The organism is Amycolatopsis cihanbeyliensis, from assembly GCF_006715045.1.
GTDB lineage: Bacteria > Actinomycetota > Actinomycetes > Mycobacteriales > Pseudonocardiaceae > Amycolatopsis > Amycolatopsis cihanbeyliensis.
On the sequence record NZ_VFML01000001.1, the window covers coordinates 5,917,616 to 5,931,896 of the forward strand.

Genomic DNA, 14,281 nt, shown 5'->3' on the forward strand with positions numbered 1-14,281 from the left:
GGCGCGGGCGTCGTCCGGCCGCCCTGCGCGCACGCGGCCCGGCAGGCGGCCACATCGCCGGAACGCTTCGGCCGGCTGTTCGACCTCCCGCGTCGACTCCGAGTTCGCCAATCCGCGCCGCCCCGAGGGGACCCGCAACCGCCGCGACCCCCGGCCCGATCGGGATTCGGTGTACGGCGGCCGCCGGAACAACGCTGGTAGCCCTACTTGTCCTCGCGCGCCGCGCCGACGCAGAGGTAGCCGTGGCGCAGCGCGACCGCCAGCGCCGACCGCCGGTTCCGCACGCCGAGCTTGCGGAACAGCTGGCCCTGCAGGCTGTGCACGGTCCGCTCGGTGACCCCGAGTACGTCCGCGGTCTGCCGGACGGTGAGTCCAGGCGCGACGCAGTGCAGGATCTCCGCCTCGCGCCTGATGAGCGGTTGCGGCTCGGACCGGGGCTCGGGGGCCCGCGGGCCGGGCGGGACGCGCATGACCGGATGCGGCCCAAGATCCCGCAGGGCGGCCAGCACGGCGGTAGGCCCGTCGTCGTAGGCGACGAGCTCGGCCACCCCCGACTGCCGCAGCCGGTCGGCGTCCGGTGCGGACTCGGCACGGGCCATTGTGGAGTACAGGGCGACCACCCGCACATGGTGCAGTTCCCTTAGCACCGTGAGGAGCTCGGTCACGCCCCCCGGCGTACGTCCGGACTCGAGCAACACGGTGTCCACCGTGGTCCGGTTACACGCGGACAGCAGCGCCGTCGGCCGGTCCACGCAGGCGACCACGCGGAAACCCGGCTGCTGCGCGGCGTACCACGCCAGCAGGTCGCGAACGAGGTTCAGCCGGTGCTGCAGGACCACTCTCAACGGGCCGGCCATCGTCACCTCCGCTCCGGTCAGTGCCCGAAGCGTGCTCCCTGCCGCGGGAACCGGTCAATTTCGGACACCGGCGGGCGGCGAGAAGGAAACGATTCGTTGGTTTCGTGATGAGTGGCCGGACTGCCCGTGCTCCACGTTTGTCAAAACTCGTGATCGGGCGTGGGAAAACCTGCAACGGGCGATTGACAGGTCTGTTCCCTGGCCGCCGCCCGGCCGGATGGGCCCGCCGCATCGAATGATTTCACTGCCGTACGCCGCGGCTCCACCGTTCGCTTTTGTCACCGTGGTGACAACTCTGCCGATTCCGCACGGCATTATACCGCCGCCCGTGGTCGTGATCGGCGTGCCGTTGACACCGTTCACCGGCCGAACTTAGGTTGCGGCCTCCATCGGGCCGCTTCACCTTCCGCGGTATGGAGGTAGCAGGTGAGGGACGTGAAGCCGGGCGGGCTCGGCAAGGCCGCCATGGTGTGGTCGGCGATGCCGCGGACAGCGGGCGAGCAGTTCCGCCCGTTCGCCAGGGAACTGGGCAGGACGATCCTGCGCGAGGTCCCGGTGTACGCGCGGCTGCTGGACGGCACGTACCAGCGGACGGTGGTCGGGTACATCGAGCAGGCGATCCTGTGGGCGATCGACGACGTCGGCGACCGGGTGCCGCGCAGCCGCGGCACGCAGCTGTTCCGGCGGCTGGGCGAGCTGGAGTTCGAGTACGGGCGCAGGCGCAAGCGCAAGCTGCTCGCGGCGATCGTCGCCGACCCGCCCGCGAGCCCGGACGACCTGGCGGAGCTCGCCGCCGCCAGGTGGGCGCCGCCGGAGCGGGTCGTGGCCGTCGCGCTCGAACCCAGCGCCGAGCGGCGGCACCGGGCCTTTCCCCAGCTGTCCGAGGCCACGCTTGCCGACCTCGAGCACGCCGAGCCACGCCTCGCCGGGGACTCGGCTGAGGACCTCGCCCGCCTGACCGAGGGTGCGACCGGGTGGTGGGTCGCCGTGGGTCCGCGGGTCCGGCTCGGCGACGCCGCGCTGTCCCTGCGCTGCGCGCGGCGCGCGCTGGAACTCGTGCGCAGGAACGTGCTGGCGGGTCCGTTCGTCCGCTGCGAGGAGCACCTCGTCACGCTGTGCGTTTCCAGTGACGAGTTCCTGCTCCGCGAGCTGTGCACGCGCAGCCTGGCGCCGCTGGCGGGGCTGAAGGGCAACCAGCGTGCGCGGCTGAGCGAAACCCTGCTCGGCTGGCTGCGGGTGCGGGGCAGCGCTGCGGAGCTGGCCGCCGAGCTCGACGTCCATCCGCAGACGATCCGCTACCGGATGCGCCAGCTGCACGAGCTGTTCGGTGACCGGCTCACCGACCCCGAGCGGCGCCTCGAACTGGAGCTCGCCCTCAAGGCCCAGCGCCTGCTCCCCGCCCCGGAAAGCAGCGAATGACGCACCGGGTGTTCCCAACGCGCGTCATGTCGCGGCATACGTCGCGAAGAACAGCTCGGCCGCTTCCTGGACGGCTTCGCGGTCGTTGGTCGTGAGGAGGTCGAGGACCAGGCCGCGGGCCGTGGCCAGGGCGAGCCTGGCGTGCGCGCGGGCCCGCTCCGGCGGCATCCCGGCCCGCTCGGCGAGCGCGGTGAGCGGGCCAAGCCACGTATGCACGAGCCCTTCCAGCAAGGGCGTGGTGTGCTCCCTGCCCTGTAGCGCCTGGCCGTACAGCTCGAAGAACAACCGGGCATGCGGGTGCGTCGCCGGGTCGGCGAGTTGCCGCCACATCCGCCGGGCCTGCTCGCCGGGGGTGAGACCGGAGTCGGCGGCCAGTTCGGTGAGTATGGCGCGCTGCCGCGCCTCCACCGCGCGCACCACCGCCACGAGCAGACCCTCCTTGGAGCCGAAGTGGTAGATCAGCATCCGGTGGCTGGTGCCCAGCTCGGTCGCGAGGCCGCGCAGGCTGATGTCGGCGAGTCCGTGTTCGGCGAAGTACTGCACGGCGGCGGCGAGCAGCTTCTCGCGTCGCGGGCTCGTCCGCGCGTTGCCATCGTTCCCGGTCACGATGTCGATGCTGGCAGAAACGCGAGCAGGGCGGTGGTGATCCCGTCCGTGTCGCCAGGGTGCAGATGACCGTCTGGCCGCGCTCGTCCTCGCCGAGAAAGGTGAGGATACGACCGTGGTCCACGAGGTCGAGCACGGGCAGCGGCAGGCTCCGGACGCACCGCCCGTCCGGCTCGCGTACCAGGACGTACGACTGGTGTACCGCGTCCCGTTCGGCGCTCAGCCACTCCCGCATCTTCCCGGACGGGTCGGACTCGGCGAGTACGTCCATCGGCGCGGTCCCCTCGAACTCGGCCCTGCTGACGCTGATCGGGCGGACCGGCGCGGGCGGGGTCTCGGGTAGTGCGGCAAGGAACTCCTCCGGCCACCGCTGCGCGTCCACGGCGTCCAGCCAGGCCAGCCCGTCCCGGGCGACGAGCCGCACGGCCCGCTCCTCCCGCACGGACACCAGGACGGCCTGGTCCCGGGTCGGTTCGGCGAAACCGCTCCAGCAGTAGGCCTTGCGGGCACCGTCGGCCAGGGTGCGCAGCATCCGGCGGAACGGCGGGCTGAGGCGCTGGCCATTGGCGAGGCCGAGTTCCTCGTACCGCCGCGCGGAGAGCCGGGCCAGGTCGGCACGCGCCGAGCCGGGAACGTAGTAGCCCTCGCTGCTGAGCACCGGACGCGGCTCGCCGAGCCCTTCCTCGGCCCCGGTGTGCGGCAGCGCGGCCTGCGTATCGCGGCACGGGGTCGTTCAACCGGGCCGGCGCCGAAGGGCTGACCGCGGCCGGGATGTCGGCGAGTATGACAGTGCACACCGACGAGATCGCGATGACCGCCATCGCCGGACTGGCCGTCACCAACTCCGGCCGGCCCGATCGTGGCACGGTGTACGTGGACGACGAGCGGGAGCTCCCGTAACCGTGTTTGCCGCCCACGTAACCGTGTTTGCCGCTCGCGTTGGCGAGTTTGCTGTTCCCGTTGGCGAGTTTGCCGCTCGCGTCCTACGACTCGCTTTCCAGGTCGCCCTCGATCCGCAGGTAGACCTCGCGCATCCGGTCCAGCAGGTCCGGGTCGGGCTCGGCCCACAGGCCGCGGTCGGCGGCCTCGTTCAGCCGCTCGATGATCCCGCGCAACGCCCAGGGATTCGCCTTGCTGAGGAAGTCCTGGTTCTCCTTGTCCAGCACGTAGGACTCGGTCAGCTTCTGGTACATCCAGTCGTCCACCACGCCCGCGGTGGCGTCGAAACCGAACAGGTAGTCCACCGTGGCGGCCAGCTCGAACGCGCCCTTGTAGCCGTGCCTGCGCATGGCCGCGAGCCAGCGCGGGTTCACCACCCGCGCGCGGAACACCCTTGCGGTCTCCTCGTTCAGCGTCCTGGTGCGCACCGCGTCCGGTGTCGTGCTGTCGCCGATGTAGGAGGCCGGTGCCGTGCCGGTCAGCGCGCGCACGGTGGCGATCATGCCGCCGTGGTACTGGAAGTAGTCGTCGGAGTCGGCGATGTCGTGCTCGCGGGTGTCGGTGTTCTTGGCCGCCACCACGATCCGCCGGTAGGAGTTCTCCATGTCCTCCCGCGCGGGCGCGCCGTCCAGGTCACGGCCGTAGGCGTAGCCGCCCCACACCGCGTAGACCTCGGCGAGGTCGGCGTCGTCGCGCCAGTTTCCGGAGTCCATCAGCGGCAGCAGCCCGGCCCCGTACGAACCGGGCTTGGAGCCGAAGATCCGGGTGGTGGCGCGCCGGTGGTCCCCGTGCCGGTCCAGCTCGGCGCGGGTGTGCGCGCGGACGAAGTTCTCCGACTCCGGCTCGTCCAGCTCCGCGACCAGCCGCACCGCGTCGTCCATCAGGTCGATCACGTGCGGGAAGGCGTCCCGGAAGAAACCGCTGATCCGCACGGTCACGTCCACCCTTGGCCTGCCAAGCTCGGCCAGCGGGACGGCCTCGATCCCGGTGACCCGCCGGGATGCCTCGTCCCACACCGGCTGCACGCCCAGCAGCGCCAGCACCTCGGCCGCGTCGTCGCCCGCGGTGCGCATGGCCGAGGTGCCCCATACCGACAGCCCGACCGACCGCGGCCAGTCCCCGGTGTCCTCCCGGTAGCGCCGCAGCAGCGAGTCGGCGAGCGACTGTCCGGTCTCCCAGGCCAGCCTGCTCGGGATCGCCTTCGGGTCCACGGTGTAGAAGTTGCGCCCGGTCGGCAGCACGTTCACCAGCCCGCGCAGCGGCGACCCACTCGGCCCGGCCGGTATGTAGCCGCCGTCCAGCGCGTGCAGCACGGCGTCCAGCTCACCGCTGGTGCCTGCCAGCCGCGGCACCACCTCGGTCGCCGCGAACCGCAGCACCTGCCGCACCGGTTCGGCTTCCCCTTCCGGTACGGCGTCCACCGACCAGTCCGCGGCCTCCATCGCCTCGACCAGCTCGCGGGCCCGCTGCTCGACCTTGTCCACTGTGGAGGAATCGGCTTCCTCGCGCAGGCCCAGCGCCGAACGCAGGCCGGGCACCGCGCCCTGGTTGCCGCCCCACATCTGCTGCGCGCGCAGGATGGCCAGCACCAGGTTCACCCGCGCCTCGCCGGTGGGTGCCGCGCCGAGGATGTGCAACCCGTCCCGGATCTGCGCGTCCTTCACCTCGCACAGCCAACCGTCCACATGCAACAGAAAGTCGTCGAACTCCGCGTCGTGCGGGCGTTCGTCCACGCCGAGGTCGTGGTCCAGCTTGGCCGCCTGGATCAGCGTCCAGATCTGCGCGCGGATCGCGGGCAGCTTCGCCGGGTCCATCGCGGAGATGTTGGCGTACTCGTCGAGCAACTGCTCCAGCCGCGCCATGTCGCCGTAGCTCTCCGCCCGGGCCATCGGCGGCACCAGGTGGTCGACGATGGTGGCGTGCGCCCTGCGCTTGGCCTGCGCGCCCTCGCCGGGGTCGTTGATCAGGAACGGGTAGATCATCGGCAGGTCGCCGAGCACCGCGTCCGGGGCGCAGGAGGCGGACAGCCCGGCGGTCTTGCCGGGCAGCCACTCCAGCGAGCCGTGCTTGCCGAGGTGCACCACCGCGTGCGCGCCGAACTCCTGCTCCAGCCAGCGGTAGGCGGCGAGGTAGTGATGGCTGGGAGGGAGGTCGGGATTGTGGTAGATGGCCACCGGGTTCTCGCCGAACCCGCGTGGCGGCTGGATCATCAGTAGCACGTTGCCCGCCCGCAGCGAGGCGAGCACGATCTCGCCCTCGGGGTCGTGCGTGGTGTCCACGTACAGCCCGCCCGGCGCCGGGCCCCAGTGCTCGGTCATCTGCTCGCGCAGGTCCGCGGGCAGCTCGGCGAACCACTCGCGGTAGCGCGCGGCCGGGATGCGGATCGGGTTGCCGGAGAGTTGTTCCTCGGTCAACCACTCGGGGTCCTGCCCGCCCGCGGCGATCAGCGCGTGGATCAGCGCGTCCCCGTCGGGTTGATCGGTTCCGGTGGGTTCCACCCCGGGGAACGCCTCCGCGCCGAGGTCGTAGCCCAGCGCGCGCATCCGGCGCAGCAGCTCCACCGCGCTCGCCGGGGTGTCCAGGCCGACGGCGTTGCCGACCCGGGAGTGCTTGGTGGGGTATGCCGAGAGCATCAGCGCGATCCGGCGCCGCTCGGGGGGCGTGTGCCGCAACCGCGCGTGGGACAGCGCGATCCGGGCCACCCGGCCCGCGCGCTCGGCGTCCGCCGCGTAGCGGGGCAGGCCGTCGTGGTCCATCTCCTTGAACGAGAACGGCACGGTGATCAGCCGCCCGTCGAACTCGGGCACCGCCATCTGGTTGCCCGCGTCCAGCGGGGAGAGGCCCTCGTCGTTGTCCTGCCAGGTTTCCCGGTCGCTGGTCAGGCAGAGTGCCTGCAGGATCGGGATGTCCAGCGCGGCCATCTCCGCGATGTCCCATGCCTCGTCATCCCCGCCCGCGCCGGCCTGCGATGGCCGCGTACCACCGGCGGCGAGCACGGTGACCAGCAGGGCGTCGGCCTTGCGCAGCTCGTCCATCATCGCCGGCTCGCGGCTGCGCAGCGAGGCGCAGTAGATCGGCAGCGGGCGCCCGCCCGCGCGTTCCACGGCGTCGGCGAGAACGTGCACGAACGCGGTGTTCCCGGAGAGGTGATGCGCCCGGTAGTACAGGATCGCGACCACGGGGCCCTCGGCCGGGGACTCGGGGCGGTCCAGCACCCCCCACGCCGGTTGCTCGATGGGCGGCTCGAAGTCGTCCCCGGTGAGCAGCAGGGTGTCGGAGAGGAACCGGTGTAGCTGGGTGAGGTTCTCCGGCCCGCCCTGCGCGAGGTAGGCGTGCGCCTCGGTGGCGATGCCCGCGGGTACCGAGGAGAGTTTCATCAGTTCCGCGTCCGGCGCCTGCTCGCCGCCGAGCACCACCACGTGCTTGCCGCTGGCCCGTACCTGGTCCAACCCCTCCTGCCAGGCGCGCTCGGAGCCGAGGATGCGCACCACCACGATCCGCGCCTCGGCCAGCAGGTCAGGCAGCTCGGCGAGGTCGAGGCGGGCCGGGTTGGCCATCCGGTAGCCTGCCTCGCTCGCGCGGGCACTCAGCAGATCTGTGTCCGAAGTGGACAGCAACAGGATCATGGCGCGACGGTGCTCCTCCCGGGGGTGTCCTCGCCCCCGCTCGCGGGCTGGCGTCGGCCGGAGTTCCTGGCTCCCGGGTGAGCGCCCGGTCACAGTCGCGGGACGGCCCCGGATTCCCACCGGGTTCCTCCACTGCCGACGCGCTGGTCAGTGTTCACTCTCCGGTCACGGCGGTACCGGAGTCAAGGTGAGGCTACCGGCATGCCTACCGGCTCCCCTTACAGTGATGAGCATGGTCATCCCTGCCCGCGCCCGCACCGACGCCTGCCCTGGCGTGCTGGCCACGCACGATGCGGCCGACGGGGCGCTGGTGCGGGTGCGGTTGCCCGGTGGCGCCATCGGTGCCGCCCAGCTGCGCGCGCTCGCCGGTATCGCCGAGGAGCTCGGCGATGGTGCGGCGCATCTCACATCCAGGGCGAACGTGCAGCTACGCGGGCTGCCGAGGGACGAGCCCGCGCTCGCGCGGCGGCTGGCGGCGGCTGGCCTGCTGCCCGCGCCGGAGCACGAGCGGGTACGCAACTACCTCGCCTCACCGGCCAGCGGCCACTTCGGTGGCCTGCTGGACGTGCGGGAACACGTCCGTGCGCTGGACCGGGCGGTCCGCGAGCGGCCCGCGCTGGCCGGGCTGCCGGGGCGGTTCCTGTTCGCCGTGGACGACGGGCGCGGCGACGTGGCCGGCGAGGGCGCCGACCTGTGCTGGCGGGCGGTGGACGCAGGCACCGGGGCCCTGCTGCTGGATGGCACCGACACCGGATTACGGATCCCGGCCGCCCGCGTGGTGGAGACGCTGGTCACCGGGGCGGAAGCCTTTCTCGCCGTGCGGGGACGGGGCGAGGCGGCGGCCTGGCGGGTCGGCGAACTGCCGGACGGGGGCGCGGGAGTGGTCGCGGCCGTGGCGGGGTTCGGCGAGCGCCGCCGGCCGGTCAGCCTGCCGACCCGGCCGGGACCGGCACCCGGCCGGTACGCCCGGGACGGCGGCGGGTACGCGACCTGCGTGGCTCCGGTGTTCGGGAGGTTGCCCGCCCCGGTGCTGCGGCTGCTGGCCGAGCTGGTGCCGGAGGCGGTGGTGACCCCGTGGCGAACCCTGCTGCTGCCGGGCTGCGCGGACGACGAGCCGCTCGCCATGGCGGGGCTGGTGGTGGCCGCGGAGGATCCCGTGGCCGGGATCAGCGCCTGCATCGGGCGGCCGGGCTGCGCGAAGTCCCGCGCCGACGTCCGGGCCGACGCGCGGGCCGTGCTCCCGGTGCTGCCGCCCGGGACCCGGGCCCACTTCGCCGGGTGCGAACGGCGGTGCGGGCGACCCCGTGGCGACCATGTGGATGTGCTCGCGGACGGGGGCGGCTACCGGGTGGACGGGGCTTGGGTGCCGGTTGCCGGACTTGCGGATTCGTTGGGAGACAGGGAAGGGACAGCGTGATCGACTACATCCGGGATGGGGCGGAGATCTACCGCCACTCCTTTGCCACCATCCGCGACGAGGCCGACCTCGGCATCCTGCCCGACGACCTCGCGGTGGTCGCGGTGCGGATGATCCACTCCTGCGGGATGGTCGACCTGGTCGAGGACATGCGCTACTCGCTGGAGGTGGTGGAGGCGGGCCGGGCCGCGCTGGAAGCGGGTGCGCCGATCCTCTGCGACGCCGAGATGATCGCCAGCGGGATCACCCGCAAGCGCTTGCCCGCGGCCAACGAGGTGGTGTGCACGCTGTCCGAGCCGAGCGTGCCCGGCCTCGCCGAGCGGATGGGCACCACCCGCTCGGCCGCCGCGCTCGAGCTGTGGCGGGACCGGCTCGCCGGTGCGGTGGTCGCGATCGGCAACGCGCCGACCGCGCTGTTCCGCCTGCTCGAGCTGATCGAGGAGGGTGCCGGGGTACCCGCCGCGATCATCGGCGTGCCGGTGGGGTTCGTCGGCGCGGCCGAGTCCAAGGCCGAACTGGCGCACCGCGCACCCGCCCCGTACCTGGTGGTCGAGGGGCGCCGCGGGGGCAGCGCGCTGGCGGTGGCCGCGGTGAACGCGATCGCTACGGAGGTGGAGTGATGGGCGGCGGGCAGACCGGCACCCTGTGGGGTGTCGGCCTCGGTCCCGGCGATCCCGAACTGCTCACGGTCAAGGCCGCGCGGTTGATCGAGGCCGCGGACGTGATCGCCTATCACAGCGCGCGGCACAAGCGCAGCATCGCGCGCTCGGTGGCCGAGCCGTACCTGCGCGCGGGGCAGATGGAGGAGGCGCTGGTCTATCCGGTCACCACCGAGACCACCGACCACCCCGGCGGCTACGAGGGCGCGATCGCCGAGTTCTACGAGCTGAGCGCGAAACGGCTCGCCGAGCACCTGGACGCGGGCCGGGACGTGGTGCTGCTGTGCGAGGGTGACCCGTTCTTCTACGGCTCCTACATGTACATGCACGAGCGGCTTGCCGACCGCTACCGTGCCCAGGTCGTGCCCGGGGTGACCTCGGTGAGCGCGGCCTCCGCGGTACTCGGCAGGCCACTGGTGCAGCGGGACGAGGTGCTCACCCTGCTGCCGGGCACGCTGCCCGCGCCGGAGCTGGCGCGCAGGCTGGCCGACACCGACGCCGCCGCCGTGCTCAAGCTCGGCCGCACCTTCGACTCGGTGCACCAGGCGCTCACCGAGGCGGGCAGGCTGGACGATGCCTACTACGTGGAACGGGCCACCTGGCAGGCCCAGCGGGTGGAGCCGCTCGCCGAGGTCGACCCGGCGAGCACGCCGTACTTCTCGCTCGCCGTGGTGCCCAGCCCGGCGTACGCCGCCAGGACCGCGGGCAACCCGGCGACGGCCGGGCGGCCGGGGGAGCCCCGGGAACCCACCGGAGCCGGCGGCGAGGTCGTGGTGGTCGGGCTCGGGCCCGCGGGTCCGAGCTGGCTCACCCCGGAGGCCGAGCAGGCCCTCGCCGCGGCCGACCACCTCGTCGGCTACGGCCCGTACCTGGCCAAGGTGCCGCAGCGGGCAGGCCAGCGCAGGCATGCCTCCGGCAACCGGGTGGAGGCCGAGCGCGCGCTCGAGGCACTGGAGCTGGCCCGCGGCGGTGCCGGGGTCGCGGTGGTGTCCTCCGGCGACCCCGGGGTGTTCGCGATGGCCTCCGCGGTGCTGGAGCAGGCCGAGGACGAGCGGTGGAGCGGCGTCGGGGTCCGCGTGCTGCCCGGGGTGACCGCCGCGCAGGCCGCGGCCTCCCGCGTCGGCGCGCCGCTCGGGCACGACTACTGCGTGCTCTCGCTGTCCGACCGGCTCAAGCCGTGGGAGGTCATCGAGCGCAGGCTGGACGCGGTGGGCGCGGCCGACCTGGCGCTGGCCATCTACAACCCGGCCTCGCGCAGCCGCACCACCCAGCTCGCCGCCGCGGTGGATGTGCTGCTGCGGCATCGCTCGGCGGAGACCCCGGTGGTGGTGGCCAGGGACGTCGGCGGGCCGGAGGAGTCCGTGCGGGTACACACCCTCGGCACCCTCGATCCGTCCGAAGTGGACATGCGTTGCCTGCTGATCGTCGGCTCCTCCCGCACCCGCGTGCGGGCGCGGGAGGGCGGCGGCAGCACGGTGTGGACCCCGCGCTCCTACGACCCGGATCCGGTCAGCGGGTCGGCGCGGTCCCGTCCGGCTGGCTCGGCCCCGGGCCCGGGGACCACCAGCCCGGCCGGACCCGCTGGCTCCTGGTGACCACCGGCTCCCGGGTGTCCTTCGCGTACGGCTCCACGGACAGCAGCCGGCCCCAGGTCCGCTCGGGTTCGTCGGCCAGGAAGCTCGGCACCTCGGGCTGGTCGGCGACCTCCTCCAGCCAGCCGTTCGGCCCGCCGCCCTTGCTGCTGGCCCAGTCGGCCTCGGGCGCGAGGTCGGCCGCGGTCAGCCGGTACTCGGGCACCTCGGCGATCCCGTCGTGCGAGGCGGCCGGGATCAGGCACGGGTAGACGAAGGATGTCGGCCAGTCCATGTAGACCGGTTCGTCGCCGACCTTGTCGGTGAGGGTGGTGAAGGTCGGGACCCGCGGCGCGGTCACCGCGACCCAGCCGTCCTCGGTGAAGTCGTCGTCCGCGGCCACGATCCGCGCCGCCGTCGCCCCCGGCGGGGCCTCGTCCAGGTTCAGCCGGACATCGCCCCAGCCGCCGACCCCGCCGCCCGTGCCGAGCACCTCCTTGTTCCCGACCACCCGGATACCCTCCGGGGTCGGCCTGCCGAACTCGACCCGCACGCTGGTCGCCTTGCCCGGCGCCGCCGCCACAGCCATCACCAGCTGCCCACCGGCGGGCCGCTCGGCCAGGTCGTACCACTCGGTGCGCAACTGGCCGGTCGGGGTGGTGCGCTCGTCGTAGCTGCTCCACATCGGAACGGTGCCGGTGGTGAACCCGTGCGGTGGCTCGGCGATCGGGTCGTCGGTCAACGCGGCCCTGGTGTGGAAGCCGGTCTGCGTGGCGCCGTTGCCCTCGTCGTTGTCCGGCAGGTCGCCCGGTTCGGCGGATTCGTCTCCGGCGGGCTCGTCCTCCACGGTGGCCTGCTGCCCGGCGGGCAGCGGGGCCAGCATGCTGGAGATCGGGTCCCGCTCCACCATCACGTGGTCCGCGAGGTTGCAGCTCTTCCCGAACAAATGCTCCACATTGGCCTCGCCGAGGCTGTAACTGTGGTGTTGCCCGGTGATCGCGGCGATCATGCTGGCGAACCCCGCCGCGGCCACCAGGCCGCAGACGACCACAAGGGACAGTGAGCCGAATCGCAGCGCGCGGCCCCTGCCTTCCGGCAGCGGTGGTGGCAGGCCGGGACGCTGGGCGCGGATGTTCTCGATGAAGGCGACCACGGCCACGGCAGCCGCGCCGATCAGCAGGATGGTGGAAAGGCCGAGCCCGCCGATCATGGGGGCCCGGTCGGCCCAGGGCACGCCGAAGTCGGAGACGAACCAGTAGGCGTTCGGCCCGGTCAGCGCCAGCGCGGCGACCACGAGTAACCCGGAGACGAACGCGGCCCGGTTGCGCCGGGACCGCAGCACGGTGGTGCTGACGGCCAGTGCCGTGAGGGCCGCCATGGCCGCGCCCACCGCCGCGAAGGCGCCGAAGTGATGTGTCCACTTGGTCGGGGTGAGCGCCAGTAGCAGGAAGAACAGCGCCACCGTGGCGATCAGCCTGCGGCTGGGTCCGAGCGCGGCGCCCGGGATGCGGCCCCTGCGCAGCAACACCACCAGGCAGGTACCCGTGCACAGGATCAGCAGCAGCACCGGGAACCGGCGCGCGGCCGAACCGTCCGCTGTGGAGCTGAACAGCAACTCGTAGCGGAACAGTTCCTCGAACCAGGACAGGCTGGGTCCCACCAGGCTGCGCAGCCGGGTGGCTTCGGTGACCGTGGCGAAGGTCTGGTCGGCGAACACCACCACCAGCACCAGCATCCCGGAACCGAGGATCGGCGAGAGCACCGGCACCCAGCTGCTCGCCTTCGCGCGCTGGCGCAGTAGCTGGAACAGCGGGCGCGCGGCCACGATGAACGGCGCCACGGCGAGCAACCCGGTCGGTGTGGCCGCCAGGGTGAACGCGGCCGCCAGCAGGCCGAGGCACAGCGGGAGCAACCTGCGCGTGACCAGTGCCCGCTCCACCGCGCACAGCGCGAGCAACGAGCCGACCGCGGCCACCGGCTCCGGGCGCACACCGTTGTTGTAGGGCATCCACCAGACCAGGAACACCGCCGCGGCGGCCCAGGCCGCCGCGCCGCTGACCCGGACCTCCTTGCCCAACCGGGGCATCACCTCGCGGCTGATCAGCAACCAGCTGACCACGCCGAGCAGGAAGGAGGGCAGCCGGATCCACGGCGGCACCGTGCTGACGTTCGTCATCAGCTCGTAGACGTGGTAGAACCAGCCGAACGGGGCCTCGGCCACGCCGAACCATCGGTGATAGTTGGTCAGGTAGCCGACCTCGTCGGCCACCCGCGACATGGTCAGGATATAGCCGTCGTCCGAGGTGACCGGCCCGATGAACACCCAGACGCCGAGCGCGGCGATCACCGTGACGTCCCGCGCGGTCAGGTGCCACCAGCCGATCGGCGCCCATCGCGGTGCCCTGCGGGCCACCCCGCTGTCCAGCCGGTTCACCGCGATCAGGCAACCGAGCAGGGCCAGCACCCCGAGCACCCCGATGACGATCTTCAGCGTGGTGGGCGAGGACTGGTACCGGGTGTCCGGGGTGATCGACACGTCCAGACCCGCGGTGGGGTCAGCGCCCGAGTCGATGTCGGAGTAGATGCCGACCACCCGCGGTCGGACGTCCCCGTCCTCGTCGTGGATCGGCGTGCCAGCCACGCTCACCGTCGTCCTCGTGGCGTCCGAGGCGACGTCGACCTGGCAGCCCTGCGGTGGCAGCGGTTGCCGGGCGATCTGCTCCCCGCGGTTGGACGCGACCAGCAGGTTGTTGTCGATTCGCAGTTGCATACCCGCGCCCTCGTCGGTGCGGGCATCGGGCACGGTGGAGAACAGCAGCGCGTCACCCGGCGTGCGCGCGTCCAGCGAGCGCACCGTCTCGCACGGGATGGTCACCCGCATGTCCTGCGCCCAGTAGCCGGTCAGCGGGGCGTTGACCGGGCGGGTGTCGGTGCCTGCGGGCCAGCTGATCCGCGCCGTGTCCTGCACCACCGGCAGGAAGGGGAAAGCCAGCGCGCAGGCGGCGGAGACGAGGCCGAGTACGACGGCCAGCCGACGCCACCGGCGGGTGCGTGGCGGCACCATGTCCGCTCTCGCGGTCGCCGGGGTGGGCGACTCGTCGAGAACCTCGGAGTTGGAGAACATGGCTGGCCGCATCGGGGGCAACGCTAGCCAACAGCCAGTACGGACTTGTGTCGGGCTCCCGAC

General features: G+C 72.7%; 8 protein-coding genes, 1 pseudogene and 1 riboswitch. Of the genes and pseudogenes, 4 read left to right on the plus strand and 5 right to left on the minus strand.

Annotated features, from left to right (window positions below; genetic code table 11):
* Positions 1-203: 203 nt before the first annotated feature.
* The gene (locus FB471_RS27035; RefSeq protein WP_142001128.1) at positions 204-857 is read right to left on the minus strand and encodes a helix-turn-helix transcriptional regulator; all 654 of its coding nucleotides are present in this window, start codon (positions 855-857) and stop codon (positions 204-206) included.
* Positions 858-1,283: 426 nt separating this feature from the next.
* On the opposite strand from FB471_RS27035, the gene FB471_RS27040 reads away from it, so the two are divergent.
* Positions 1,284-2,276, plus strand: a complete 993-nt coding sequence (locus FB471_RS27040) for a PucR family transcriptional regulator (RefSeq protein ID WP_246076615.1) — start codon at positions 1,284-1,286, stop codon at positions 2,274-2,276.
* Positions 2,277-2,300: 24 nt separating this feature from the next.
* Here FB471_RS27040 and FB471_RS27045 read toward each other — a convergent pair whose 3' ends face one another.
* From FB471_RS27045 to cobN, 3 genes and pseudogenes are all read right to left on the minus strand, one after another.
* Entirely contained in the window at positions 2,301-2,882 is a 582-nt protein-coding gene (locus tag FB471_RS27045) for a TetR/AcrR family transcriptional regulator (protein ID WP_211358157.1), read from the minus strand.
* Positions 2,883-3,009: 127 nt separating this feature from the next.
* A pseudogene (locus FB471_RS36015) lies at positions 3,010-3,540 on the minus strand (ESX secretion-associated protein EspG); the annotation flags it as partial.
* Between the two features lie 325 nt (positions 3,541-3,865).
* Positions 3,866-7,447 (minus strand): cobaltochelatase subunit CobN, encoded by a 3,582-nt coding sequence (gene cobN, locus FB471_RS27055; protein ID WP_142001129.1) that lies wholly within the window; start codon positions 7,445-7,447, stop codon positions 3,866-3,868.
* A gap of 60 nt (positions 7,448-7,507) precedes the next feature.
* Positions 7,508-7,577: riboswitch (cobalamin riboswitch) on the minus strand.
* A 102-nt stretch (positions 7,578-7,679) separates the two neighbouring features.
* On the opposite strand from cobN, the gene FB471_RS27060 reads away from it, so the two are divergent.
* The 3 genes from FB471_RS27060 to FB471_RS27070 are packed head-to-tail and all read left to right on the plus strand — an operon-like array spanning position 7,680 to position 11,118.
* Positions 7,680-8,864, plus strand: coding sequence for a precorrin-3B synthase (locus tag FB471_RS27060; protein ID WP_142001130.1), 1,185 nt, complete (start codon positions 7,680-7,682; stop codon positions 8,862-8,864).
* Positions 8,861-9,484 (plus strand): precorrin-8X methylmutase, encoded by a 624-nt coding sequence (locus FB471_RS27065; RefSeq protein ID WP_142001131.1) that lies wholly within the window; start codon positions 8,861-8,863, stop codon positions 9,482-9,484. Before FB471_RS27060 ends, FB471_RS27065 begins: the two co-directional genes overlap by 4 nt.
* Positions 9,484-11,118, plus strand: coding sequence for a precorrin-2 C(20)-methyltransferase (locus FB471_RS27070; RefSeq protein WP_142001132.1), 1,635 nt, complete (start codon positions 9,484-9,486; stop codon positions 11,116-11,118). The genes FB471_RS27065 and FB471_RS27070 overlap by 1 nt, the downstream gene beginning before the upstream one ends.
* Here the strand turns inward: FB471_RS27070 and FB471_RS27075 are convergent.
* Positions 11,033-14,158, minus strand: coding sequence for an arabinosyltransferase domain-containing protein (locus tag FB471_RS27075; RefSeq protein WP_246076758.1), 3,126 nt, complete (start codon positions 14,156-14,158; stop codon positions 11,033-11,035). The genes FB471_RS27070 and FB471_RS27075 overlap by 86 nt on opposite strands.
* Positions 14,159-14,281 lie beyond the last annotated feature (123 nt).

Excerpts from the sequence above, each read along its gene's own strand:
- FB471_RS27035 (WP_142001128.1), bottom strand. The coding sequence starts at position 857 with ATGGCCGGCCCGTTGAGAGTGGTCCTGCAGCACCGGCTGAACCTCGTT.
- cobN (WP_142001129.1), bottom strand. The coding sequence starts at position 7,447 with ATGATCCTGTTGCTGTCCACTTCGGACACAGATCTGCTGAGTGCCCGC.
- FB471_RS27060 (WP_142001130.1), top strand. The coding sequence starts at position 7,680 with ATGGTCATCCCTGCCCGCGCCCGCACCGACGCCTGCCCTGGCGTGCTG.
- FB471_RS27070 (WP_142001132.1), top strand. The coding sequence starts at position 9,484 with ATGGGCGGCGGGCAGACCGGCACCCTGTGGGGTGTCGGCCTCGGTCCC.
- FB471_RS27075 (WP_246076758.1), bottom strand. The coding sequence starts at position 14,158 with ATGGTGCCGCCACGCACCCGCCGGTGGCGTCGGCTGGCCGTCGTACTC.